Annotated in this window: 24 protein-coding genes; 14 read left to right on the forward strand and 10 right to left on the reverse strand. The window is 54.0% G+C overall.

The window, feature by feature from the left end:
• Positions 1–188 precede the first annotated feature (188 nt).
• A complete protein-coding gene (locus F3J38_RS15920; RefSeq protein ID WP_084936162.1) occupies positions 189–368 on the reverse strand; it encodes a GDFGVC terminal motif YodC-like protein in 180 nt (59 codons plus the stop codon).
• Positions 369–842: 474 nt separating this feature from the next.
• On the opposite strand from F3J38_RS15920, the gene F3J38_RS15925 reads away from it, so the two are divergent.
• Complete coding sequence (locus F3J38_RS15925) at positions 843–1,337, forward strand: helix-turn-helix transcriptional regulator (RefSeq protein ID WP_167140011.1); 495 nt, start codon at positions 843–845, stop codon at positions 1,335–1,337.
• 1 nt (position 1,338) lies between these two features.
• Here F3J38_RS15925 and mgtE read toward each other — a convergent pair whose 3' ends face one another.
• The 5 genes from mgtE to ppk1 form a co-directional block, all read right to left on the reverse strand.
• Complete coding sequence (gene mgtE / locus F3J38_RS15930; protein ID WP_167140013.1) at positions 1,339–2,772, reverse strand: magnesium transporter; 1,434 nt, start codon at positions 2,770–2,772, stop codon at positions 1,339–1,341.
• 121 nt (positions 2,773–2,893) lie between these two features.
• Positions 2,894–3,082, reverse strand: a complete 189-nt coding sequence (locus tag F3J38_RS15935) for a YfgG family protein (protein ID WP_167140015.1) — start codon at positions 3,080–3,082, stop codon at positions 2,894–2,896.
• A 149-nt stretch (positions 3,083–3,231) separates the two neighbouring features.
• On the reverse strand, positions 3,232–3,831 hold the full coding sequence (gene tehB / locus F3J38_RS15940) for a tellurite resistance methyltransferase TehB (protein WP_167140017.1): 600 nt from the start codon (positions 3,829–3,831) through the stop codon (positions 3,232–3,234).
• A 27-nt stretch (positions 3,832–3,858) separates the two neighbouring features.
• Positions 3,859–5,382 carry an exopolyphosphatase gene (ppx, locus tag F3J38_RS15945; RefSeq protein ID WP_167140019.1) on the reverse strand — a complete coding sequence of 508 codons (1,524 nt, stop codon included), beginning with the start codon at positions 5,380–5,382 and terminating at the stop codon, positions 3,859–3,861.
• 5 nt (positions 5,383–5,387) lie between these two features.
• Positions 5,388–7,448, reverse strand: a complete 2,061-nt coding sequence (gene ppk1, locus F3J38_RS15950; protein ID WP_167140021.1) for a polyphosphate kinase 1 — start codon at positions 7,446–7,448, stop codon at positions 5,388–5,390.
• Between the two features lie 182 nt (positions 7,449–7,630).
• On the opposite strand from ppk1, the gene F3J38_RS15955 reads away from it, so the two are divergent.
• The 3 genes from F3J38_RS15955 to pstB are packed head-to-tail and all read left to right on the forward strand — an operon-like array spanning position 7,631 to position 12,098.
• Complete coding sequence (locus tag F3J38_RS15955) at positions 7,631–9,724, forward strand: ABC transporter permease subunit (protein WP_167140023.1); 2,094 nt, start codon at positions 7,631–7,633, stop codon at positions 9,722–9,724.
• The gene (gene pstA / locus F3J38_RS15960; protein ID WP_167140025.1) at positions 9,721–11,319 is read left to right on the forward strand and encodes a phosphate ABC transporter permease PstA; all 1,599 of its coding nucleotides are present in this window, start codon (positions 9,721–9,723) and stop codon (positions 11,317–11,319) included. The genes F3J38_RS15955 and pstA overlap by 4 nt, the downstream gene beginning before the upstream one ends.
• Before the next feature lie 11 nt (positions 11,320–11,330).
• Complete coding sequence (pstB, locus tag F3J38_RS15965; RefSeq protein WP_167140027.1) at positions 11,331–12,098, forward strand: phosphate ABC transporter ATP-binding protein PstB; 768 nt, start codon at positions 11,331–11,333, stop codon at positions 12,096–12,098.
• An 88-nt stretch (positions 12,099–12,186) separates the two neighbouring features.
• On the opposite strand, the gene purN is transcribed toward pstB, so the two are convergent.
• On the reverse strand, positions 12,187–12,825 hold the full coding sequence (gene purN, locus F3J38_RS15970) for a phosphoribosylglycinamide formyltransferase (RefSeq protein WP_167140029.1): 639 nt from the start codon (positions 12,823–12,825) through the stop codon (positions 12,187–12,189).
• Entirely contained in the window at positions 12,822–13,862 is a 1,041-nt protein-coding gene (gene purM, locus F3J38_RS15975; RefSeq protein WP_034825969.1) for a phosphoribosylformylglycinamidine cyclo-ligase, read from the reverse strand. The genes purN and purM overlap by 4 nt, the downstream gene beginning before the upstream one ends.
• Positions 13,863–14,101: 239 nt before the next feature.
• Between purM and upp the strand changes: the two genes are divergently transcribed.
• The 3 genes from upp to hda all read left to right on the forward strand — a co-directional run bounded on the left by upp (position 14,102) and on the right by hda (position 17,170).
• The gene (gene upp / locus F3J38_RS15980; RefSeq protein ID WP_034825735.1) at positions 14,102–14,728 is read left to right on the forward strand and encodes a uracil phosphoribosyltransferase; all 627 of its coding nucleotides are present in this window, start codon (positions 14,102–14,104) and stop codon (positions 14,726–14,728) included.
• 363 nt (positions 14,729–15,091) lie between these two features.
• Positions 15,092–16,375: a uracil permease gene (gene uraA, locus F3J38_RS15985; protein ID WP_167140484.1), complete on the forward strand. Its 1,284-nt coding sequence runs from the start codon at positions 15,092–15,094 to the stop codon at positions 16,373–16,375.
• Between the two features lie 93 nt (positions 16,376–16,468).
• Entirely contained in the window at positions 16,469–17,170 is a 702-nt protein-coding gene (hda, locus tag F3J38_RS15990) for a DnaA inactivator Hda (RefSeq protein WP_202403671.1), read from the forward strand.
• Here hda and arsC read toward each other — a convergent pair.
• Positions 17,167–17,514, reverse strand: a complete 348-nt coding sequence (arsC, locus tag F3J38_RS15995; RefSeq protein ID WP_167140031.1) for an arsenate reductase (glutaredoxin) — start codon at positions 17,512–17,514, stop codon at positions 17,167–17,169. The two genes, hda and arsC, sit on opposite strands and share 4 nt — an antisense overlap.
• A 3-nt stretch (positions 17,515–17,517) precedes the next feature.
• A complete protein-coding gene (gene bepA, locus F3J38_RS16000) occupies positions 17,518–18,981 on the reverse strand; it encodes a beta-barrel assembly-enhancing protease (protein ID WP_167140033.1) in 1,464 nt (487 codons plus the stop codon).
• A gap of 638 nt (positions 18,982–19,619) precedes the next feature.
• On the opposite strand from bepA, the gene F3J38_RS16005 reads away from it, so the two are divergent.
• The 7 genes from F3J38_RS16005 to F3J38_RS16035 all read left to right on the forward strand — a co-directional run bounded on the left by F3J38_RS16005 (position 19,620) and on the right by F3J38_RS16035 (position 25,883).
• Positions 19,620–20,225 carry a DsrE family protein gene (locus F3J38_RS16005; protein WP_167140035.1) on the forward strand — a complete coding sequence of 202 codons (606 nt, stop codon included), beginning with the start codon at positions 19,620–19,622 and terminating at the stop codon, positions 20,223–20,225.
• Positions 20,226–20,259: 34 nt separating this feature from the next.
• A complete protein-coding gene (locus F3J38_RS16010) occupies positions 20,260–20,868 on the forward strand; it encodes a DsrE family protein (protein WP_167140037.1) in 609 nt (202 codons plus the stop codon).
• 126 nt (positions 20,869–20,994) lie between these two features.
• A complete protein-coding gene (locus F3J38_RS16015) occupies positions 20,995–21,987 on the forward strand; it encodes a substrate-binding domain-containing protein (protein ID WP_167140039.1) in 993 nt (330 codons plus the stop codon).
• 218 nt (positions 21,988–22,205) lie between these two features.
• Positions 22,206–23,228, forward strand: a complete 1,023-nt coding sequence (locus tag F3J38_RS16020) for an ABC transporter substrate-binding protein (RefSeq protein WP_167140041.1) — start codon at positions 22,206–22,208, stop codon at positions 23,226–23,228.
• A 2-nt stretch (positions 23,229–23,230) separates the two neighbouring features.
• Complete coding sequence (locus tag F3J38_RS16025) at positions 23,231–24,088, forward strand: ABC transporter permease (RefSeq protein ID WP_167140043.1); 858 nt, start codon at positions 23,231–23,233, stop codon at positions 24,086–24,088.
• Positions 24,085–24,897 carry an ABC transporter permease gene (locus F3J38_RS16030; RefSeq protein ID WP_167140045.1) on the forward strand — a complete coding sequence of 271 codons (813 nt, stop codon included), beginning with the start codon at positions 24,085–24,087 and terminating at the stop codon, positions 24,895–24,897. Before F3J38_RS16025 ends, F3J38_RS16030 begins: the two co-directional genes overlap by 4 nt.
• Positions 24,894–25,883 (forward strand): ABC transporter ATP-binding protein, encoded by a 990-nt coding sequence (locus F3J38_RS16035; RefSeq protein ID WP_167140047.1) that lies wholly within the window; start codon positions 24,894–24,896, stop codon positions 25,881–25,883. Before F3J38_RS16030 ends, F3J38_RS16035 begins: the two co-directional genes overlap by 4 nt.
• The last annotated feature ends 6 nt before the right edge of the window (positions 25,884–25,889 follow it).

The following is a 25,889-nucleotide window of genomic DNA, read 5'->3' on the forward strand; positions in this document are numbered from 1 at the left end:
CCTAGCAATGTAAGGGGGTCATCAACCTCACCGAACAATGGAAGGGCGTTATTAATCCCACCGAGCAATGTAGGGGCGACATTCATGGCGACCGAAACGCACTTAAGTACAAGCATTACGCAATAAATTACGCCGCTATGGCAGGGTGCACTGGCCGGTAGCGGCGCGATTCATAAGCAACGGGAGAATCAGCAAACGCCGAAATCACCTTCTTCGTGATACAAAGTTACGCTATCCGCTCTGACTTCAATTTCGCGCTTGATGTGATCATCGATGCGCGCGCACCACAGCAATTCACCTTCCACTCGCGTTACCTGCATCTTCGGACCACCGGTTTTCGACTGCACGATATCATCAATTTTAAACATGCTTTTTCTCCATCAGGTCAGTGTTAGCGCTAAGTGTATATGCGCTTGGACTCAGCTGCGCTCGAATTTGTGCGCTGGTTTCCAACAATAAAATCAAAATGCCAACACAAGACCGTTCTCGTTTTTAGTGCCGTGAATTTTTGTTGATATAGCATCTACATAATCAATTTGGTTGTCAGTTGACAACTGAATGTTCAGGGGATAGGGTGGCAGGCAATGTCAGAAAGGAAGCGACACCCGCACAAAGAGATTGAAAGTGTTCTGCGTTATGCCGAAGTGCAGGGATGGAAAATTGTGCAAGGCGGGCATCATGCGTGGGGAAAAATGTATTGTCCGGAAAATTCAGCAGAGTGTCGGTGCGGTGATTACTGCATTACCTGCATCTGGAGTACGCCAAAGAGCCCTGAAAATCACGCAAGAATGTTAAAGCGTGTCGTAGACAACTGTTCAAGGGTTAAACGATAAGGAATAAAAATGGAATTTGAATTCACGTTGCGTTTTCAGTTGAGTGAGGCCGTTTCTGATGACGAAGCCCTGGAGCGACTCGGCGCTGCCGGTTGCACTGATGCGCTAGTGGGCAATGGCGTAGCAGGCAAATTGAGTCTGATGTACTGCCGGGAAGCGGAGAGTGCACAGCATGCGATTCGCGATGCCTTAGCCGAAGTCACTCAGGCTTTACCCGATGCTGAACTGATTGAAGCCGCCCCCGATCTGGTCGGCCTTACGGATATTGCTGAGTTGATTGGCGTGTCACGTCAGAATATGCGGAAGTTAATGCTCACTCACAGCCCGCAGTTTCCACGTCCGATTCATGATGGTAAAACCGCGTTGTGGCACCTTATCGATGTGGTCGAATGGTTAAATCAACGCGGCTCATCCCGCTTAACCCCGGGCATCAGCGAACTGGCGCGCGCAACGTTACAGCTCAATTTGCAGAAAGCGCTGCAACGTTACGCAAACTGTCTTTGATTTAATGGTGCAATAAAAACAGCGTCGCCAGACCGAGGAAAATAAAGAAACCGCCGGTGTCGGTGATAGCGGTGATCAGCACGCTGGAGCCTACTGCCGGGTCGCGTTTCATCTTGGTCATGATCAATGGAATCAATACACCCATTAGCGCCGCCAGCAGCAAATTGAGCACCATCGCCAGCATCATTACGCCACCTAGTTGCATATTGTCGTACATCAACCAGGTGATGCTGCCCATGATTCCGCCCCAGAACAGCCCGTTAATCAGGGCAACGCCGAGTTCACGTACCACCAGAAAGGAGAAGTTACCGGGTTCCACCTGATGCAGCGCCAACGCACGCACAATCATGGTGATGGTTTGATTGCCGGTATTACCGCCAATCCCGGCGACAATGGGCATCAACGCCGCCAGCGCCACCAGTTGAGAAATGGTCTCTTCAAACAGACCGATCACGCGAGAAGCGATAAATGCGGTACACAGATTGATGGCGAGCCACGCCCAGCGTTTACCCACCGCTTTGCGCACCGGCGCGAACACGTCCTCGCCCTGGCTGATACCGCCCATCTTACGGATGTTGCTTTCATTCTCTTCGTTGACCAGGTCAATCACGTCTTCCACCGTGATACGGCCAATCAACTTACCTTTCGCATCAATAACGGCGGCAGAGATCAGGTTATATCGCTCAAAGGCACTGGCTGCTTCTTCCGCTTTGTCATTCAGCTGGAAGGTGGTAGGTCGCGCATTCATCACGTCAGCAACCAGCGTTTTCGGCTTATTCAACAAAATGTCAGTGAGTGATAACTCACCCAGCAGCTGATTCTCTTCATTGGTGATGAAAATCTTGTCGGTGCCATCCGGCATGCTTTTGCGCTTGCGCAGAAAACGCTGCACGGTGGCGAGCGTAACGTCAGATCGCACCGTCAGGATGTTGAAATCCATCACCTGGCCGACACGGTCGCGATCGAGCTCGATCACCTCCAGCAGTCGGGCACGCAGGTTCGGTTCTAATGTGGTGAGCAGTCGTCCGATTAAGTCGCGCGGCAGATAGCGCGCCAGATATACCTGATCGTCGATGTCCAGCGGCTCAATGGCGCGCAGAATCTCGCGATCAGTCATACCTTCGGTCAGACTCGCCCAAACGGTTTCGGATGCTTCAACCAGCACGCGACCACGCTGTTCGCAGGGCACTAAACGCCATAAAGCCAGACGTTCTTGTTCAGGGAGTGATTCGAGGATATCGGCTAAGTCAGCAGCATGCAGATGTTCAAGTTCATCTTCCAGTTGCTGCCGCCAACCGCTGATCTCACGCAGTTCAGCCGCATTGAGATCAACCGACTTATCCAGCAGAACATCAACGAGGTCGTCCTCGCTAAGGAGCAGGTTAAGAATTCGCTGGCGGGTTTCTGATAATTGTTGTGCATACGGAGCAGACATAACGCGTCCCTTGTGTCTGTAAAGTCAGGTCAAAGTGTAGCGCGTTGCGGGTAATCAGGGCGTATTAAGCAGCATTGTCATAAAAGGCAATGTGAAGGAGCAACGAAAACCCGCAAATGCTTTAGCGCGGATCGCTTGTGCTCAGCGTTGTCACCGGCTCAGGTAAGGCTTTCTTTTGCTGATGATGCTCGATGGCACCAGGAATGATGAAAATCAGACGGCCAACCAAAATAAAGAAACTGATCAGCAAAATAATGCGAGTCATGGTGCCGGTTTTGGGACGTCTTCGTGCAGGTATGGCGCTGTTCACGCGGGGAGGTTCCTGTAAATGCCCTATCGGGCGGTAGCAACATTTAGTCACAGTTAGATCTTTAGGTCAATCGCTGTGTGAAAAATGAGCAGTAAGGGTTAAAGCTACATTGATCAATATCAGATAAGGCCGAGTGTCGCGGCCTTTCATCAGTAGCTGGCTTTTTGCGCAAGAAGCGTGGCGAAGCGGTACTTGATGCGGTTACCGTTTTCGTCGCGGCGGTGCAGTTCGCCGACATCCTCGTTGTATTTTACGATATGCCAGTTGCGGTAGTAGTGGCTTAACTCGCCGGATTGGAAGGTAAACGGGAAGCCTTGTGAGTTCGGATAATCATCCGTGCTCATTGCCGCCACAATCAGGTTATAGCCATACTTCACTGTGCTGGCCTGCATGTCGGCTATCAGTTGCGGGATGGTTTCGGGTTGCAGGAACATCATCACCACGGTCGAAAGCACGAACTGGTAGCCGCCATTAAAACGAACCTGGTTGAGGTCGCACAGTTCTGTGCGAATATTCTGCAGATTCTCTTCCTGGATAATGCTATTCAGGCGCTCCAGGCTCTGGGGATTGCTGTCCCAGCCGGTGACGTCAAAGCCATGTTGGTTGAGGAACAGGCTGTTACGCCCTTGGCCGCAACCGAGATCCAATGCCTTACCCACTTCCAGTTTAGGCAGCGCGGCCAACACTTCGGAGTGGGTCGGCGTCAGACCGTATTTTTCGGCATAAAAATTGTCAGGACGAATTGTCATAGCGATACAGCGGGCTGGCAGCCCGCGTTACTCCTCTTCCAGCGTCAGTTTCCAGCCGGTGACATCATTCCAGTAGGCCTGTTCGCGTTCCAGATCCAACTGCACCAGCGTGTTCTGGCTCAGATAGCCGGTAGGAAACTTCAGCGTCCAGTTGCCATCATCGGTGGTCAGCTTCAGTGAATCCGGTTTGGTGGTCGCCTGGCGCTGATTATTCAGCAGCGTAGCCAAACGCAGCAGGAACATCATCGGCAAAAACTGTTTCTTTTTGAACAAGGTGAAACGTGGCATTTCATCCTGCTTCACCGCTTTACGATGGTAGCGTACCAGCGTTGCCAGCAGCATCTGTTGATCCTGGTTAAAGCCCGGCATGTTCGAGTTCTGCAGGATGTAAGCAGAATGGCGCTGCATACCGCTATGATTGATGGTCAGACCCACTTCATGCAGCAGCGCGGCCCATTTCAGCAGGGCAGAAAGCTGTGGATTGGCTTGTTTCGGGTTTTGATCCAGCCACTGCAAATAGAGCTGTTCAGTGGTTTCCAGCACACGACGTGACTGGTCACTATCAATAGCATAATGGTTTGCCAGGCTCTGGGCGGTACGGCTACGAATATCCTGATGGCGGAAACGTCCCTCCATCTCGTACAGCACACCCTCGCGCAGCGCGCCGTCCGACAGACGCAATTCGCGAATCGCCAGGGCATCAAACACACCGCATAGAATCGCCAGACCCGGCACAAACACCGCTTTACGCTCTTCCGACAAGCCAGGCAAACTCAGGGCGTTGAAGGATTTATGCTTCAACACCTCAGTCACCAGCATTTCCAGCGTGTCTGGGGTGATGAGCTTCTCTTTCTCGCCCATCGCCAGCAGCACTTCGCAGGCGGCTTTGATTGAACCCGAAGCGCCCAAGGCATACTGCCAACCATGCAGACGATACTGCCAGGCCATGGTTTCCAGCTTCTGCGCCGCAGACAAACGTGCACGGCGGAAGTGCTCTGGTGAGATCTCCCCTTTCGGGAAATAGAGGTTGGCAAAACTGACGCAACCCATGCGGCGGCTTTCCACCAGCTGCGGTTCAAAATCTTCACCAATCACCAGTTCCGTGGAACCGCCGCCAATGTCGATCACCAGCTTACGGCCTTTCTCCGGCTGCGTATGCTCCACGCCCATGAAAATCAGACGAGCTTCTTCATTACCGGAAATGACCTCAATCGGATAAGGAATCACTTCGGCTGCACGCTGCAAAAACTCTTCCGCATTGGTGGCGATACGCAAGGTGTGCGTGCCCACAATGGTGACGTTCGCCGCGCTGAATCCCTGCAGACGTTCAGCAAACAGAGCGAGGCAGCTTAAGCCGCGCTCCATTGCCTCGTCACTCAGGCGATTTTGCGCATCCAATCCATCGGCCAGATGTACGCGCTGTTTCAGACGCCCCAACACTTGCATCGCGCCATCCACCACACGGGCTATCACCATGTGGAAGCTGTTAGATCCGAGGTCGATGGCCGCAAACTCTTGCGGCTTAGGCGTACTTTTATGGGAAATTGGCATAGGCGTTATTCGGGTTGTTCCAGTTTCTTGATGTAATCGTAAATGGCCAGCTGCGACCGCACCTTCTTGCGATTGCCGCGCGAAACATAACGGTTACTCAGTTCTTTGTCCACGATGCGGGCTTTCACCGTATCACTCAACAGAATGGTGATGATATCCAGTATGCGCTGCTTCACACGCGGATCGAGGATCGCAACCGCCACTTCAATACGGTGGTCAATGTTGCGCGTCATCCAGTCTGCGGAAGAGAGGTACACTTTCTTCTCGCCGCCGCTCTCAAAAATATAGACGCGGTCATGCTCAAGATAACGGTCAACGATGCTCGTAATGCGAATATTTTCACTGATGCCCGGTAAATCAGGGATCAGAGAACACATGCCACGCACTAGCAGGTTAATCTTCACCCCGGCGGATGAAGCGGCATACAGCCGATCAACCAAACCATTATCGACCAGGTTATTGATTTTCAACGTGATGCCAGCGGGTTTCTTCTGCTGCGCATTGGCGATTTCGGCATCAATTAACTTGTACAGCATATCGCGCGAGTTTTGTGGTGACACCAGCAGATGCTCGAACGACACCGGGCGATACGGGTTTTCAATAAAGTTAAACACGCGGCGCACTTCATTGGTGATGCGTGCATCGGCGGTCAGCAACGAATAGTCAGTATAAATGCGCGCGGTTTTTTCATTGAAGTTACCGGTGCCGATATGGGCATAACGCACAATTTCTTCGCCCTCAAGGCGTGAAATCAGGAACAGCTTGGCGTGAATTTTCAGGCCCGGTGCAGAGAAGATGACGTGCACGCCGGCTTCGGTCAGGCGTTTAGCCCAGCGAATGTTGGCTTCTTCGTCAAAGCGTGCCTGCAGTTCAACCACCACGGTGACTTTCTTGCCGTTGTAGGCCGCGTGAATCATCGCATCCATGATGCGCGAGTTTTTGGCAACGCGATAAATGTTGATCTTAATTGCCAGCACGCTCGGGTCGAAGGACGCCTGACGCAGCAGTTCCAGTACGTGCTCAAAGGTGTGGTACGGGTAATAGAGCAGCACATCGCGATTACGAATCGCGTCGAAGCCGTTGCGGAAACCATCAAAGCCGATGTGGCGAATTTGCGGCAGCGGGCGGTTTTCCAGGTTGGCCTTACCAACATTCGGGAAGCCGATAAAGTCTTTAAAGTTATGGTAGCGGCCGCCCGGAACGATGGAGTCGTAGTTGGAAATCGACAGCTTATGGCGCAGCATCTCTACCATCGCATCCGGCATATCGCGCTGATACACAAAGCGCACCGGTTCTGCGTTAAGACGCTGCTTGAGGCTGGATGACATCAACTCCAGCAGGCTTGACTCCATCTCTGTCACCAGATCGTACTCGGCATCGCGCGTCATCTTCATCGAATAGGCATTCAGCGCATCGTAATCGAAGAAGCCTTTGAAGATTTCATCAAGGCAGTAGCGAAGAATGTTATCGAGCAAGATCATTGGCTTGCGACGACGTGGCGATTCAGCTGGCAGATTGATAAAGCGCGGCACTTTGTCTGAAGGGATCTCCAGCAGTGCATAGCGAATATCATCGCCGCGAATAATTTCTACCGCCAGATAGGTGTAGTCGTCTTTAAGGAATTCGATCAGATCGGTGTCGTGGTTAATCAGAATCGGCGTGACGTGCTGGCGTAATTGATGTTTGAAGTAATAACGCAGCCACTCTTGCTGATTCGGCGACAGCTGACGCTCGTTAATCAGGAAGATCTGATTACGCGCCATTTCCAGTAGCAGGTCGTTGTACAGTGCATCGAACTCCTGATCCGATTTCTGTACCCGCAGCTGAATTTTTTTCAACAGATGACGTAAAGACGTCGGTGTGCCCTGTTCCTCACCGATCAGAATGCGACGTTTCAGATCGGCGAAGCGCACTTTATAGAACTCTTCAAGATTGTTGGAATAGATTCCCAGGAAGCGCATGCGCTCAATTAGCGGGTTACTTTTGTCCGCCGCTTCCTGTAAAACACGTTCGTTAAAGCTCAACCAGCTTAATTCTTTTTCTATATACAGCTTTTCCTGACCCATTCTGACTCCGTGATGCTGTTGCTGGACGGATTGTCCGGCGGGAAAATCGCAAAAATGCGTTACCGCTCAGTGTCCGCCACCATTATGGCGAGAGTATGGCAAGCTTGTCCAACGCCAAAGGTTGTCTTATCAATCAGCTACGGGCAACATAGCGACGTGTTTTCACCTGTAACCTGGCCTGCATGAGCATAAATCGAATTCCTGTCAATTTCAGCGACCGTCGTCGCCGCGCCACCGATCAGTTTGTTCGTCGCGTGGTAACGGCCTGTGGCGTGGGAATTTTGCTGCTGATGCTGCTGCTTTTCTTCTGGCTCATTTGGGTTGTGTTGCCGCTTTTCAGCGCGCCCGGCATGCAAGCTACCACTAATCTGCAACTTTGGGATAAAGCCCCTGTGCTGGCGATGGGCACGGACGGCCATCTTGGCTGGCGTATCAGTCGCGATGAAGCGCGCTTTATTCCGCTCAATGGACAGCCTGCGGCGCAGGCGTTGCCATTGCCCGGCAAACCGGATGCAGCGGTTTACAGCAGTAACAGCAGCAGCGTGTTACTTAATATGCAGGGTCGACTGCTGCTGATGCAACCGCTGATCCATGGAAATCATGGAGAGTGGTACTTCCCGTTTGGCGACCGTCCATTGAGCTTGAAACAAGGGGCGGTCACGCAGATGGCGCTGGCCTCCCTGAGCGACCATCAATGGCGCATTGCCGCACAAACGTCGGCGGGCATCAGTGTGATGACGCTGGAAAATCAGCAAACCGTTAATCAGACTTTACTCCCGCAGCAGCAAGCTGAACATTTACTGCTGTCGCCTGATGGTTCTCTGCTGTATGCCAGCGAAGGCCGTCTGCTGCGCGTGTGGCAAATCACCGCCGAAGGCGTGCAACTGCGTGAAACCCAGACGCTCAATCAACGGCCGCAAAGTCTGCATATCCTGACGGGCGGGCGCACGCTGCTGATTCAGGATGCGCAGGGCGTACAGCAGTGGTTTGCAATTGCAGGAGATAAAGGACCTCGTCTGCAACGAATTCATACCTTCGCCAACAGCGAAGATGCGCTAAGCATCGTGCCTGAACCGCAGCGCCGCGTGTTCGCCACTTTCAATGCCGCTGGAGAGATCAAGCTGTTTGCCAGTAAACAGCAGGGACCGATTCTCACGCGCCAACTGGCGCCGGGTATCCAGGCCCTGGCATTTTCACCGCGCGGTGATGCACTGATTGTTGAACGTGAAGGGCAGTGGCAGCAGTTTGCGCTGGATAATCCTTGGCCCGATTTTACCTGGCGCAACCTGTGGCAGAAAATCTGGTACGAGAACTATCCGCAGCCCGATTATGTCTGGCAATCCACGGCTGCGGGCGACAGCTATCAGGCTAAATTCAGCTTAATCCCGATGGTGGTTGGCACTTTGAAAGCTGCCGCACTGGCGCTGCTGTTTGCCACGCCGCTGGCATTGGCTGCCGCCATGTATACCGCATGGTTTATGTCGCCGGGATTACGGCGCTGGGTTAAACCGGGCATTGAAATGATGGGCGCACTACCAAGTGTGGTGATTGGGCTGATTGCCGGCGTATGGCTGGCCCCGCATATCAGCACCGCGCTGGTCGGGGTGTTGCTGTTACCCCTGGTGCTCGCGGTCACGCTGTTATTGTGTGGGGTGCTCAGCCCTTATTTGCCGCTTAGCTGGCGCCGTCCGGGATTTGAAGTGATTCTGCTGTTGCCGGTATTGCTGGCCGTGACGTTGCTGACATTGTGGCTGCCGACGCAGCTGTGGCCCAACATTGGTGAGCACCTGGCACATTATGAGCAGCGAAATCTGCTGGTGGCGGCATTAGCGATGGGCTTTGCCCTGGTCCCCTTGATTTTTACCCTGTCAGAGGATGCGCTGTTCAGCGTGCCTGGTGCGCTTGGGCAAGGTTCGCTGGCTTTGGGCGCCACACCGTGGCAAACCCTGACGCGCGTCGTGCTGCCAGGCGCCTCAGCCGGGATATTTGCAGCATTAATGATTGGTTTTGGTCGGGCCGTGGGTGAAACCATGATCGTGCTGATGGCCACAGGTAACACGCCCGTCAGCGAAGGCGGGCTGTTTGCCGGGTTACGCGCGCTCTCGGCAAATATCGCGATTGAAATGCCGGAAGCGGCAGCGGGCAGCGCGCATTACCGCATTCTGTTCCTGAGTGCACTGTTATTACTGATGTTTACCCTGGTGATTAACACCGTAGCGGAGCTGATTCGTCAGCGCCTACGCCAGCGTTACAGCCAGCATGAGGGCCAGGGATGAAAGCGATGCGTCAAAATGACCGCTGGCGCTGGCTGACGGCCGGTGCGGTGGCGGTGTGCCTGCTGGCCTTCACATTACTCATCGGCTTATTGGGTTGGCAGGGCGTGCGCGCCTTCTGGCCGCAGCCGGTTGATCAATATCTGTTCCAGCCGCCGGAAGGGGCCGCATTGATGGTGCTGGGCGAAACGTTGCAAAAGCAGCCACAGGGTGAGCAGTGGCGCTATGTGGTGAAAACCGGCAACCGTGACTTTGCGGCACCGGATTTTCGCGTGCTCTACAGCCAGGGGGCAGCGAAAACTCGTCGCCCCGCTGATGCGATCGTGTTGCAGCGTCGCAGCGGAGGCAACGCTTACGGCTGGCTCATCGAACTGAGGGAAGATAACGAAGTGCTGACCGCTCGCGACCGTGATGGGCTGTTGCATCAACGTCTGGTGCAGGTACACGAGACGTTGCGCCAAGCGAGCCATATTCGTCGCGTGAAAATGGCTCGCCTCAACGCCCAGCTGGAAAGCTTGCAGCAGCAAGCCGATGAGCAGCAGCGTCGCGGCACTTTCACCCTGCAGGAACAATCGGAGTTTGATGCCAACAGTGTGGCGTTGCAGCGCAGCTTTAGCATGCTGGCGCAGCAATTGACGCATCTACAACATGAGAGCCAGCGCGATACCTTGGTGCTGCGCGATGTGCAGGGCCAGGATCACATTATACCGTTGGCGCAGGTGGTCGATGCCTGGTACCCCAATGCGATGTCATTGGGTCAGAAAATTCGCCACTTTTTCAGTCAGATTTGGCAATTCGTTAGCGACTCGCCAATATCAGGTGGCGGCGAGAGCGGTGCCTTCCCGGCGATATTTGGTACGGTGTTGATGGTGCTGCTGATGTCGGTCATCGTCATGCCGCTGGGCGTGATAGCCGCTGTTTGGCTGCATGAATACGCGGGGCGTAATGCATTAACGCGATTAGTGCGTATTGCGGTGGTGAACCTCGCGGGCGTGCCCTCGATTGTGTATGGCGTGTTTGGATTAGGCTTCTTTGTCTGGCTGATTGGCGGCACGCTCGACCAGCTATTTTTCTCACGCTCGCTGCCTAATCCTACCTTTGGCACGCCGGGTTTACTCTGGGCGGCATTGACGCTGGCGTTGCTTACGCTGCCGGTGGTAATTGTGGCGACGGAAGAGGGCTTGTCACGCATTCCCGATAATCTGCGTCAGGGGTCTTTGGCACTCGGCGCGACCCAAGCGGAAACGCTGTGGCGTGTGGTATTACCGCTGGCGGTGCCAGCGATGCTGACCGGTCTGATTTTGGCGGTAGCGCGCGCGGCGGGTGAAACCGCACCGCTGATGCTGGTGGGTGTGGTGAAGATGGCCCCCGAGCTGCCGGTCGATGCGGTGTTCCCGTACCTGCATCTGGACCGCAAATTTATGCACCTCGGCTTTCAGATTTACGATTTGGCTTTCCAGAGTCCCAATATTGACGCTGACCGACCGCTGGTTTACGCCACCGCCTTGCTGCTGGTGGTGATTATCCTGTCGCTTAATTTGCTGGCCATGGCGTTACGTCATCGCCTGCGTGAGCGTTACCGGCTTATGACGCATTAAAAGGTTTATAGATGACGCCCGATTACGACATCGCAATGACCGTTAACCAGCTTTCGTTGTGGTACGGCGAGCGCCAGGCGCTGAACAATATTGATTTGCAGATCCCTAAAAATCGCATTACCGCGCTGATCGGCCCCTCTGGTTGTGGGAAATCAACGCTGCTGCGCTGCTTTAATCGCATGAATGATGTGATTGATCGCTGCCGTATTGAGGGGGAAATCCTGCTCGATCAGCATGCGGTGATGCAGGCGAATCAGGATTTGCCCGCGCTGCGCCGCCGTATTGGCATGGTGTTTCAGCGCCCCAATCCATTCCCGAAATCCATTTACGAGAACGTGGTGTATGGCCTGCGTCTGCAAGGTGTGCGCGACCGCCGCGTGCTGAATGAAGCCTGCGAGCGTGCATTGCGCGCCGCAGCGTTGTGGAGTGAAGTGAAAGATCAGCTGGCACAAAATGCGCTGACGCTCTCCAGCGGCCAGCAGCAGCGCTTAGTGATTGCGCGTGCGATTGCCATCGAACCGGAAGTGCTGTTGTTGGATGAGCCGACCTCGGCACTGGATCCGATCTCGACGCTGGTGATCGAAGAGCTGATGACCACGCTGAAGCAGCATTTTACGCTGGTGTTAGTCACACATAATATGCAGCAGGCGGCGCGCGTGTCCGATTACACGGCATTTATGCATAACGGCCAATTGGTGGAGTTCGACGAAACCGATCGGATATTTACTTCGCCGAGAGCGCGAAAAACCGAGGATTACATTACCGGTAGGTTTGGCTAATGTTGCGATTTATAGCGGCATCATTTTTGCGTGCAGATAAAAAAACAGCGCGATAAATCGCGCCGTTACACTAGATACATGCTTGTGGTTAATCGTGCGCGTAACCGGCAGGCGGCAGGGCTTGCCCATCGAGCCAGGCTTTGCCTTCACGCATCTGCAAACGTCCATCGACAAACCAACTGATCACCAGCGGATAGATCGCATGCTCCTGATGCTGCACGCGTGCCGTGATCTCTTCTTCATCATCTTCAGCAAATACCGGCACACGTGCCTGAAGAATCACCGGTCCACCATCCAGTTCATCAGTGACAAAGTGCACCGATGTACCGTGCTCTTCATCGCCATTTTCAAGTGCCTGACGGTGGGTGTGCAGTCCGGGGTATTTTGGCAACAGCGACGGATGGATATTCACCAGACGATCGTGGTAGTGCGCGACGAAGGCTTGGCTAAGAATGCGCATATAACCGGCCAGCACCACCAAGTCCGGTGCATAGGCGTCGATTTCCTGCATTAGCTGACGATCAAACGCATCACGGTCGGCAAAATCACTGGCGGCAAGGCTATGACCCGGTACGCTGGCTTCCTGAGCACGGGTCAAACCAAACGCTGAGGCTTTATTACTGAAAACGGCAGCGACGCTGCCGTTGATACGCCCGCTTGCGCAGGCGTCAAGGATGGACTGAAGATTACTTCCGTTACCGGAGATCAGTACAACCAGTTTTTTCATGGATTAATAACCACTCGCTCTTCGGAGTCAGAGGCTTTAATCACACCGATTTTCCACGCTTGTTCGCCAGCGTCGGTCATCAGCTGTACCGCTTTATCGGCATCGGCCGGGCTCAGCGCGATGATCATGCCCACGCCGCAGTTAAAGGTACGGTACATTTCGTGACGGCTGACGTTGCCAGCCTGCTGCAACCAGCTGAACACAGACGGCCACTGCCAGCTTTTCTCGTCAATCACGGCCTGAGTATTGTCTGGCAGCACACGTGGGATGTTTTCCCAGAAGCCGCCACCGGTCAGGTGAGAAATCGCGTGCACATCTACCTGTTCGATCAGGCTGAGGATGTTTTTCACGTAGATACGGGTTGGTGCCAGCAGGTGATCGGCCAGTGGTTTGCCATCCAGCTGTTTGGTTTCTGGGTCAGTCTGGCTAACTTCCAGAATCTTACGCACCAGCGAATAACCGTTCGAATGGGGGCCGCTTGAGCCCAGTGCGATCAGCACGTCGCCGTCTTGCACTTTCGAACCGTCAATAATTTCTGATTTTTCTACCACGCCGACGCAGAAACCGGCCACGTCGTAGTCTTCACCGTGGTACATGCCTGGCATCTCAGCGGTTTCGCCGCCCACCAGTGCACAACCTGACTGCAAGCAACCTTCGGCGATGCCGGTGATCACTGCTGAAGCGGTATCCACATCCAGTTTGCCGGTCGCGTAGTAGTCGAGGAAGAACAGCGGCTCAGCGCCTTGCACAATCAGGTCGTTGACACACATCGCAACCAGGTCGATGCCGATACTGTCATGACGTTTGAGATCCATCGCCAGACGCAGCTTGGTGCCGACGCCATCGGTTCCGGAGACCAGCACAGGCTCGCGGTATTTCTGCGGCAGCGCACAGAGCGCGCCAAAGCCACCCAGTCCACCCATCACTTCCGGGCGGCGAGTTTTCTTTACTACGCCTTTAATACGGTCAACCAGATCGTTACCAGCATCGATATCAACACCGGCGTCTTTGTAGCTGAGAGAGGTTTTGTCGGTCACTGCGGAATCCCCACGCGAATTGCGGTTGGTGGCAAAAATTAAGCGCGCTAATTCTATCAGTGCAGGCAAACGTTTGCGAGTGCCATCTCACGCCGCTTTGCACTGCGCTGATTTTTCGCCAATCCTTATGATTACGCGGATCGCGCTAAGCCATTGACCAATGACAAGTGGCGCAGCGGCAAAAAGGCGGTATAATCCGGCGATTTTTTTTAGCTCAACTCAATTCCGGGAGAACAATCATGAAGATCGTGGAAGTCAAACACCCGCTGGTCAAACATAAACTGGGCCTGATGCGTGAGCATGATATCAGCACCAAACGATTCCGCGAACTGGCCTCAGAAGTCGGCAGCCTGCTGACCTATGAAGCGACCGCCGATCTGGCCACAGAACGTGTGACCATTGAAGGCTGGAATGGCCCGGTCGACGTCGATCAAATCAAAGGTAAAAAAATCACCGTGGTGCCGATCCTGCGTGCGGGCCTCGGCATGATGGAAGGCGTGCTGGAACACGTTCCTAGTGCACGTATCAGCGTGGTGGGTGTCTACCGTGATGAAGAGACGCTGGAGCCGGTACCTTATTTCCAGAAGTTGGTGTCAAACATCGAAGAGCGCCTGGCGCTGGTGGTTGACCCGATGCTGGCGACCGGTGGTTCGATGATCGCAACCATCGACCTGCTGAAAAAAGCAGGCTGCAACAGCATTAAAGTGCTGGTACTGGTGGCGGCGCCAGAAGGTATTGCGGCGTTGGAAAAAGCGCATCCAGATGTTGAACTCTACACCGCGTCAATCGATCAGGGATTGAACGAGAAGGGCTATATCATCCCAGGCCTCGGCGATGCCGGCGATAAGATCTTCGGAACCAAGTAATGATCGCTCCGGGTTATTTTGCTTGTCACTTTGCCCCCGGGCAGTGCTCGAAATCCTCACGTACTCCAGTACGCTGCGGTTTCTCCGCGCTGGCCGTGAACAAATTGCCTGCGCCAATTACGCCCGGTCTGCCAATGTGGGCAGAATATGCATTCGCATTATTTAATGAAAAGTAGTTAACCAGCCGGCCAGAGAGTCGGCTTTTTTTTGGCAAAAACACAACAATCATCCCCAAAATAGTTCGAGCTGTAGCAAGGCGGCAAACGAGCAAATCCCGATGAGCTTACATCAGTAAGTGATTCGGGTGCGCGAGAGCCGCCAACGCGGCTACAGCTCGAAATATGACGGGGAAGGGGATAAATGATGACTCGTAGGGCTATTGGTGTCGACGAACGTCCACCGCTGCTGCAAACCATTCCACTCAGCCTGCAACACCTGTTCGCCATGTTTGGTGCCACGGTGCTGGTGCCGATTCTGTTCCACATTAACCCGGCCACCGTGTTGCTGTTCAACGGCGTCGGCACGTTGCTGTATCTGTTTATCTGTAAAGGCAAAATCCCGGCATATTTAGGATCGAGCTTTGCGTTTATTTCACCGGTGCTACTGCTGTTACCGCTGGGTTATGAAGTGGCGCTGGGTGGCTTTATTCTGTGTGGTTTCCTGTTCTGCGTGGTGGCGCTGATTGTGAAAAAAGCCGGCACCGGCTGGCTTGACGTGATGTTCCCCCCCGCCGCGATGGGCGCGATTGTCGCGGTGATCGGTCTGGAACTGGCGGGCGTGGCAGCCAATATGGCCGGGCTGCTGCCGGCAGATGGCACCTCGGCTGACAGCAAAACCATTATCATCTCGATGGTGACGCTGGCGGTTACCGTGTTTGGTTCTGTACTGTTCCGCGGTTTTCTCGCCATTATCCCGATTCTGATCGGTGTATTGGTGGGCTATGCACTCTCTTCCTTTATGGGAATCGTCAACTGGCAGTCGGTTGCCGATGCGCCATGGTTTGCGCTGCCAACCTTCTACACGCCACGCTTCGAATGGGCGGCGATGTTGACGATCCTACCTGCCGCTTTGGTGGTGATTGCTGAGCACGTCGGCCATTTAGTCGTCACCGCCAATATCGTGAAAAAAGATCTGATTCGCAATCCTGGCCTGCATCGCTCGATGTTCGCCAACGGCTTATCCACCATGATCTCCGGTTTCTTCGGTTCCACTCCGAATACCACTTACGGTGAAAACATCGGCGTGATGGCGATCACCCGCGTATACAGTACCTGGGTGATTGGCGGGGCAGCGATCTTCGCGATTCTGCTCTCTTGCGTGGGTAAACTGGCGGCCGCGATTCAGGCGATCCCGGTGCCGGTGATGGGCGGTGTTTCCCTGCTGCTGTACGGCGTGATCGGTGCTTCCGGTATTCGTGTATTGATTGAATCCAAAGTGGATTACAACAAAGCGCAGAACCTGATCCTGACCTCGGTGATCCTGATCATTGGCGTGAGCGGCGCGAAAGTGCACATCGGTGCAGCGGAGCTGAAAGGCATGGCGCTGGCAACCATCGTTGGCGTGGCACTGTCATTAATCTTCCGTGTCATCAGTCTGTTACGTCCAGAAGAAGTGGTACTGGATGCAGAAGAAAAGCGCGAAGCCTAATGCGCTTAGCCGGGCAGGGAAGCCTGGTTCATCTCTTGCAAGGATCGTGATAAACTTGCGCCGTTTTCTGCCTGCTCATCCGTTGAGGTACTTCTGAACACGCCGGCACAGCTTTCACTGCCACTCTATTTACCCGATGATGAAACCTTTGCCAGTTTCTGGCCGGGGGAAAATCCGTCTCTGTTGGCGGCGCTGCAAGGCGCACTCTCTCAGCAACACGGCAGCTATCTCTATTTCTGGTCACGCGAAGGCGGCGGCCGTAGTCACTTACTGCATGCAGCTTGTGCTGAGATGTCGGCCCGTGGTGAAGCGGTGGGCTATGTTCCGCTGGATAAACGCACCTGGTTTGTGCCGGAAGTGTTGGACGGCATGGAGAACCTCGCACTGGTCTGCATTGATAACATCGAATGCATTGCCGGTGATGCCGAGTGGGAGATGGCAATCTTCGATCTCTATAACCGCATTCTGGAAATCGGCAAAACGCGTTTGCTGATCACCGGCGATCGTCCACCGCGTCAGCTCAATCTTGGCCTGCCGGACTTAGCTTCCCGTCTCGACTGGGGACAAATCTATCGTTTGCAGCCACTGTCAGATGAAGACAAACTCCAGGCGATGCAAATGCGGGCAGGGCTGCGTGGTTTTGAGCTACCGGAGGATGTCGGGCGCTTCCTGCTGAAACGCCTCGACCGTGAAATGCGCACGCTGTTTGATACCCTTGATCGACTCGATCGCGCCTCAATTAGCGCACAGCGCAAGCTCACCATTCCTTTTGTCAAAGAAGCGCTGGGGCTTTAAATAATCTCCAGTACCGCTTCCGGTGGACGTCCAATCCGCGCCTGTTCTCCATTAATGACGATGGGACGTTCAATCAGCTTAGGATTGTCTACCATCGCCTGAAGCAATTGATCTTCACTCCACTGCACGTCGGCCAGATTCAGCTCTTTATAGAGGTCTTCTTTACGGCGCATCAGTTCGCGCGCACTGCTCATCCCTAGCTGTTGCAACAGGCTTTTCAGCGTCTGCAAGTCAGGTGGTGTTTCAAGATACAGCACCACATCAGGCTCGATGCCTTTTTCCTGCAACAGCGTCAGGGTTTCGCGGCTCTTACTGCAACGCGGGTTGTGATAAATACTCACCATCGTTTATCCCTTCTGATACTGACGGAAACGCTTCTGCAATTCCCGGAACTGGTCGATGCGCGCATCGTAACGCGCCTGTTTCAAACTGCCGAGCGGCACCTGTGCGCTGGCGCTACTCAGGGTGGTGATCGCTTGGTCGAGCTGGCCATTAAGCGCTAAGCCTTCAGCGCGCGCCGATAATTCTTCGTCACGCAGCCCTTGTGCCGCAGAGGCTTGTGCCAGCAAATCCCAGGCGTTGACGTCATCTGGATGGGCAAAGGTATAGCGATTCAGAATGCGCGTAGCGTTAGCTGGCTGTTTAGCTTCCACATAGGCGTTAGCAAGGTTGAGCTGTAATACCGGATTGGTGCTGCTGCCTTTGGCGCTGGCCAGCATGGCAATCGCCTGCTGTGGCTGATTCAGGCCGATATCGATATCAGTCATGATATCCAGCAACCAGACGTTATCTGGCTGTTTCGCCAGCATCGGCGCAATAATTTTCTTAGCGTTGTCGAAGCTTTTCGCCTGCAAAAACTGCACGGCTTTACCGTATTGGGATGCCATCTGCTCGCGAGCATTCCCCTTGGCATACTCGTTGAGTAATTCATCGGTAAGCTGGTTACGGCCTGTGGCATACATTCCCAATGAACGAACTTTCGCCATGTAAAACCCTTCCGATGATTGAACCACCACGGGGCGCATTTGGTTAGCGCGGTTACGTGCATCAGCCAGACGGCTATCGGGAAGCGGGTGGGTCAGCAAAATCTCAGGGGGCTTAGAGGAGAAACGACTCTGGTCAGCCAACTTTTGCAGGAAGTTAGGCATCGCTTGGGGATCGAAACCGGCACGCTGCAATACCTGAATACCAATGCGATCGGCTTCCTGTTCGTTGGCTTGAGTAAAGCTGATCATTCCCTGTTGGGTGCCTGCCAGTGTACCCGTCAGCGCGGCCATACCGACTTGCGGATTGGCGATCGCCAGCAGGATGGAACCCAATGCGCCGACCCACGTCAGCGGTGCATTACGCTTCTGCTCTTCCATCGCACGTGCCAGATGGCGTTGGGTGACGTGGGAAATTTCGTGCGCCATTACCGAGGCCAGTTGGCTTTCATTATCGGTATAGCGGAATAGCGACGAGTGCAGTACCACATTGCCACCAAAGAAGGCGAAGGCATTCAGCTCATCGTTCTGAATTAAAAAGAAGTGAAACGGGGTGCGTACCGAGTTGGCGTGTGCGACCAAGCGCTGGCCTAGTTCATTAATGTATTGATTTAACAGTGGATCGTTAATCAATGGGGCGCTGGCGCGCAGCTGGCGGACATAGAAATCGCCAATCTGCAGTTCCTGATTAATGGACAGCGTCGAACCTGCCGTCGTGCCCATATCGGGCAGATTATCACTCACATCAGCGCGCACCGAGAGCGCGGGTGTCAGCAGCAGCGTAGGAATAAGGGCCGCCAGCACAGATCTCTTCAACCGGTTTAACATGCCTGAATCCTGTAAAAGTCACCTGCAATTGGACAGGTAAGTCGTTCAAATGTTCTGCGCGTACTTCCCTTTGCGCAGCGGTACTATCTTAACCAGCATGCCGTAACAAGCAAATGAAGAAGCCACTGAGGGCTAAAATGAAAAAACAGTGACATCAAAGGCCGATTGCAGCAAAAAATTGAATACCGCCTGCCGAGCTGGCGAGCGCTTTGGGCGGATTAAATTTAAAGTTACGTAAAGTTGCTCAAAATTATTGAATTTGGCATGAACTTTTCCAGGTTTACTCTGAAAAACAGCAGGTAGATGGCCTTAACAGGGCCTTTCTTCCATCAGTGATTTTAATTGTGACGTTTTAATATCAAGCTGATGTTTTAGTTAACGCTGGTCATGTTTTCAGCAGAAATATGTCACTAACCTTAATTTAAATAAAACTTTTTGCAGCCAGCTATTTATTGAGTCCCGATTTCACCTCAATAAAATGCATTATTCAATTAGCCTGACTAATTATTTTTTCTGCAATAAAACGCCCCAAAAGCCAACAAGCACAAAACTTTTGCACTGCCCACGCTGTGGTATAGATAAAGCACTTTATTCAAACGGACTGTGAATTAACGCGCAGTGCATGCCGGAGAGTTTTTATGCGTTCTGCTGTCTCTTACGCCCTGATAGCGATTGTGGGTGGGTTTGTCGGTGCCACCGTCAGTAAAAGTGATGATATTTACCAACGCGTGGTAAGCCATTTTTCCGCTGAACCCACTGATCCAGAAGGATTCTGGAGTACGCCTGCGGTAGAAGGCTATGGAAAAATTCATTACGAACCTGATGCCGCATTTAAGCCGGTCGTCGGTCTGAGTAATAAGGTCGTATTTCAGATTACCAAAAGTGAAGGGGATATGAGGCGCCCCAATCTGGGATTAGAGCGCGTCGCGCGCGTGGTCAATCTCTATATCGCTTCAGGTGTACCTGCCGATCAACTGCACTTTGTGGTGTCAGTCACCGGAGATGCCACGCCAGCGATGTTAGATAACGCCCATTTTCAGCAATTTTATAAGGTCGATAATCCCAATCTGGCCGTGATTAGCGAGATGAATAAATTGGGTGTCAAAGTCTCGGTATGCGATCAGTCGGTAGCCTTCCACCACTTCCCGAAAGAGTGGATCGATCAATCAGTCATTCATGCGTTATCCAGCCCGACCACCGTGTCGACGTTGGAAAATCAGGGGTATGCCTTCCTGCAAATGTAATTTGGCTTCCGGTCTACTATCGAGGAAAAGTGAAATGCGTCCAGCATCCTATATTGTTATCGCTGCACTGGCAGGCTTCGTTGGCGGTAATGTATTACAGCTTCCAGAGCTGGTGGATAAGGTCAGCAGCAAGTTTGCTGACAAGAAGACCGAACCCGCGGATTTCTGGAGCACACCTGCTATCGCGGGTTACGGCAAAATCCATTTCGTGAATACGCCGGATTACAACCCTGCGAACACGCCTGGTCTGAGCAACAAGATTGTGTTCCAGATTAACCGTACTGAAGGCGATGTCCGCCAACCCAATCTGGGTTTGGAACGCGTCGCGCGTGTCACTAACCTTTATTACGCGGCGGGCGTCCCACTCAATCAGCTGAACTTTGTGGTCTCGATCAACAGCGACGCGGTGCCTGCTGCGCTTAACAACGATCAATTCCGCAAAGCTTATGGCACGGATAACCCGAACCTGAAATTGATTGATGAGCTGAAACAGGCGGGTGTGAAAGTGACGATCTGCGATCAGTCGGTGGCTTTCCATCAGCTGCAACGTGACTGGATCGACACCCGAGTGACCCATACCCTCTCGAGCGGCACCACCGTCGCTTCGCTGCAAAACGAAGGCTATGCCTTCCTGATGTTGTAATCCTCGCCCGACAGCAGTTCGCGCTGCTGTCATCTTTCCTTCATTTTTCCGCGATGTTGCTGTCACAGTTCGCCGCTACTTTAAGCGCCAATGAGATCGATCTCATTGCTTATTCACGAGGCGAATATGTCCGATTTAATCAGTGTGGCAAAGCTGGCTGGCGTTTCACGCGCTACCGCCGCTCGCGCATTTTCTGATCCCCATCTGTTGCGGCCGGACACGCTGGAAAAAGTGTTGGCTGCCTCAGAGCAGCTCGGTTTTCGCCCCAACCATATTGCGCGTCAGTTACGCACCCAAAGCTCTACTACGTTGGGGGTGTTGCTGCCTTCGCTGCTGAACCCGATTTTCTCGCGCCAGTTACAAGCCATGGAGCGCCAGGCGCGCGCGGCGGGTTACGGTTTGCTGGTGGCAACCAGTGATTATCAGCCCGAGCGCGAAGCGGCGATCGTTGAACATATGCTGCGGCAGCGGGTGGCCGGTCTAGTGCTTACCGTAGCGGATGCGGATAACAGCGCCGTGTTGAACACGCTGCATGACGCCGGCATGCCGTTTGTATTGGCGCACAACGTCCCTCAGCAGAGTCACTGGCCTGCGATCTGTGTGGACAACCGCCAGGCAATGCAGGAAGCCACGGCACATTTATTGGCTCTCGGCCATCGACACATCGGAATGGTCGCCGGACCGATGTTGCAATCGGATCGTGCGCGTTTGCGTTATCAGGGCTACTGCGATGCCATGCACAGCGCCGGTCTGCACGCGCTGCCGGTGATTGAAATGACCAGCCACACGCATTCTGATTTTGCCCTGCTGCAACCGCAGTTGCAGGGTGATGCGCCGCTGACTGCGGTGATTTGTACTAACGATTTGCTCGCCATCAGCCTGATAGGCGCAGCGGCACGTGCCAGTGTGCGCGTTCCGCAGCAACTGTCGGTGATGGGCTTTGATGGCATCGATATTGGCGAGCAGATTGCGCCGTCGCTGGCGAGCGTCTCGCAGCCAGCCGACATGCTCGGTGCCTGTGCAATAGACATGCTGTTACAACAAGCCAGCCGCGGCACCCGCGTACTGGCCCATCGGTTGCGGATCGGCGAAAGCATCGCTGCTACTTCGATTAACTAAAATCATGCCCAAAATAATTCGAGCTGCAGGACAAAAGCGACTTTGGTTGCTTTTGAACAGCGTGAGCGCTGGCCCGAAGGGTGAGGCCACAGGCCGAATCACGCGGCAAGTGTATTTGGACCGGGAGCTTACATCAGTAAGTGACTGGGCTAAATACACGCAGTCAACGCACCTGTAGCTTGAAGTATGAAGGGCATTTCCAACACCAGGGAACCAAAATGAATCTTCAACGCAAAATTAAAATTCTTGCAGGAGCGATCGCGCTGACCGCCGGTTCGCTGTTCAGCATGATGACGCAGGCCGCTGAAACCGCGATCTGCTACAACTGTCCGCCCGAGTGGGCTGACTGGGGCACACAGCTCAAAGCCATTGCCAAAGACACGGGCATCACCGTGCCACAAGACAACAAAAACTCCGGCCAGGCGCTGGCGCAAATGGTGGCGGAGAAAGGCAATCCGGTGGCAGATGTGGTTTATTACGGCGTCAGTTTCGGCATCCAGGCCGACAGCGCGGGCGTCATCACTGGCTATAAGCCCGCCCACTGGGATGAAATCCCAGCTGGAATGAAAGATCCCAACGGTAAATGGGTAGCGCTGCACTCTGGCACTATGGGCTTTATGGTTAACGTGGATGCATTGGGTGGCGCACCCGTCCCACAATCTTGGGACGATCTGCTCAAACCTGAATACAAAGGGATGATCGGTTACCTCGATCCCGCCAGTGCCTTTGTCGGATATGTGGCTGCTGTGGCCGTTAACCAGGCGAAAGGCGGCAACATGCAGGACTTCACGCCAGCGCTGAACTGGTTCAAGAAACTGCAGGCTAACCAGCCGATCGTACCTAAGCAGACCGCCTATGCGCGTCTGATTTCCGGCGAAATTCCGATCCTGCTCGACTACGACTTCAACGCCTACCGCGCGAAATATAAGGATCATGCCAACGTGGCATTTGTGATCCCGAAAGAGGGCACAGTCACCGTACCTTACGTGATAAGCCTGGTGAAGAATGCGCCGCATGAAGCCAATGGTAAGAAAGTGATCGACTACGTGCTGTCAGACAAAGGTCAGGCGATCTGGGCAAATGCCTTCCTGCGTCCGGTGCGTACTTCCGCGATGTCTCCTGAAGCCAAGAAGTTCTTCTTACCAGACAGTGATTATGCTCGCGCTCAAACCGTTGACTATCAACAGATGGCCGATGCGCAGAAAGCCTTCTCTGCTAAGTACCTGAGTGAGATTCACTAATTATGTCGATCTCCGACAACCTGGTGGCTTCACGCCGCCAGGCTCGACGCTTGCCGGGTAGTCGCTGGCTCTGGCTGACGCTGCCCGCACTGCTGTTCTTCACTGCGTTTTGGCTGCTGCCGTTTGCTCGGTTACTGCAAATGGGGATGCAGAACGATCGCAGCACGCAGCACAGCGGCTACTGGACGGTGATCAGCCAGCCAAACTACTTGTTCAGTTTGATGAACACGGTGCTGTTATCTCTGGCTGTGACGTTAGTGACTCTGGTGATTGCCGCGATCGTCGGCTGTTTCCTCGCACGGCAACGCTTTACGGGACGCGGCACATTATTAGCGCTGCTGACTTTCCCACTGGCTTTTCCTGGCGTGGTAGTGGGGTTTCTGGTGGTGATGCTGGCGGGGCGTCAGGGATTGCTGGCACAGATCAGCATGAGCCTGGTGCATGAACGCTGGACGTTGGCCTACTCATTGACCGGCCTGTTTATTGGTTATCTCTATTTCTCGCTGCCGCGCGCCATCGTCACGCTTGTCGCAGCCAGTGAAAAACTCGATCGTTCGCTGGAAGAGGCGGCGCGTTCTCTGGGTGCCAGCCAGTGGCGTATTACCTGGGATGTCATCGTACCGGGTTTGCAACCGGCGTTGCTTTCAACCGGAGCACTCTGTTTTGCCACCAGTATGGGCGCCTTTGGCACGGCGTTTACGCTCGGTACGAATTTAGCCGTGTTGCCGCTGACGATTTATGGCGAATTCACTAACTACGCCAACTTTGCGACGGCAGCAGCTCTCTCAGTGGTGATGGGCGCGGTGGCGTGGCTGGCGCTGATGTTGGCGCGTCGTGTGGCACATAAGGGGGCGGCATGAATCGTCGCGGATTGTTTAGCCTGCAATTGCTGGTCACTGCGCTGACCGCACTGTTCATGATCGTGCCGGTGGTGTTGTCGATGCTCGCCGGCGTGACGAACAACTATTTTATCGGCCTGCGCAGCGGTTTGACCCTGAAATGGGTTGAGCAAGTGTGGGAAATGTATGCCGACACCTTCTGGCTTTCGCTACTGATTGCGCTGTTCTGCTTACTGGTCACGTTAGTAATTGGCGTACCCGCCGCGTGGGGCTTACTGAAAGCGCCCGGCCGCTGGGCTGCGCGTATTGAAGAGTGTCTGATGCTGCCCGTGGCGCTGCCGGGCTTGGCCACCGCACTCGGCATTATTCTGCTTTACGGGCAGTTTTCCGCCTTGCGTGATAGCTGGGTATTTATTCTGATTGGTCACGTGCTGTTCACGCTGCCCTTTATGATGCGGCCGGTGCTGGCAGTGATGCAGGCAGTGGATATGCCGCGGCTGGAAGAGGCCTCTGCCAGTCTGGGTGCCAACCTGTGGCAGCGCTTCTTTACCGTGGTGGTGCCTAACTGCCGCAACGGCATTCTGGCTGGTGCCTTTATGGTGATTACTTTGTCGGTGGGCGAATTCAACATCACCTGGATGCTGCACACCCCGTTGACTAAAACCCTGCCTGTTGGTCTCGCGGACAGCTACGCCTCGATGCGGCTGGAAGTGGGTTCCGCCTATACGTTGATTTTTATTCTGATGATTTTGCCGCTGTTGCTGATGTTGAATGCGGTGAATCACTGGCTTAACCGCGCGGTTGCGCGCCAAAACAAGGAGGCAGCATGAATCCTGCGGCCGTTACCGTGACGCTGCGCGGCTGTTCGCGTCATTTCAACCATCAACTGGCATTGCACCCGCTTGATTTAACCGTGAACCCCGGGGAAACCCTGGTGTTGCTCGGCCCATCTGGCTGTGGCAAAACCACCACGTTACGCATCATTAGCGGTCTTGAGCGTTGTGATGACGGCGGCGAAGTGTGGTTCGACGATCGCAACGTCACTGCGTTACCGATTGAGAAGCGCAATGTGGGTATGGTGTTCCAGAACTATGCGCTGTTCCCCAATCTCAACGTGGCAGAGAACGTGGCTTACGGCCTGAAAGTGCAGGGCGTGGCGCGGGCCGAACGTGAAGCCCGGGTGCAAGAGATGCTGGAACTGGTGGATCTGAGTGCCATGTCGCAACGTAGCATCGATAAGCTGTCCGGTGGGCAGAAACAGCGCGTGGCACTGGCGCGCGCGCTAGCGGCTCGCCCTAAGGTACTGCTGTTTGATGAGCCTCTGGCGGCGTTGGATGCGCGCTTGCGCGATCGCTTACGTCTCGAAATCGGCACGCTGCTGAAAAAGCTGGCGATCACCGCTGTGTACGTCACGCACGATCAGCAAGAAGCGATGGCGCTTGGCGATCGTATTGCCGTGATGGAGCAGGGGAGACTGGTGCAGATCGATACACCACAGAACATTTACCAGCATCCTGCTTCGAAGTTTGTCGCGGATTTTGTGGGTGCCATTAACTGCGTGGATGTTGATGCACGGGGTAACGCGCAACGTTTCTGTCGTCCTGAAGATGTGCTGCTCGCCAGTGATAATCGCTATGCGCGGTCTGGCTTTATTGTTGCCAGTACCTTTTTAGGCGCTTCACAGCGGTTGATGATCGACATCGGACTGGCGACGCCAATTCAGGTCGATCGCCACGCGCGTGAAGCCTGGCATGCTGGGCAACCGGTGAGCTGGACATTGGCGCAGGACGCCGCACTCCAATTTTCTGCATCCTGAGGAAGA

Origin of the sequence: Candidatus Pantoea formicae (assembly GCF_011752625.1) — a bacterium.
GTDB classification, from domain to species: Bacteria; Pseudomonadota; Gammaproteobacteria; order Enterobacterales; family Enterobacteriaceae; genus Pantoea; species Pantoea formicae.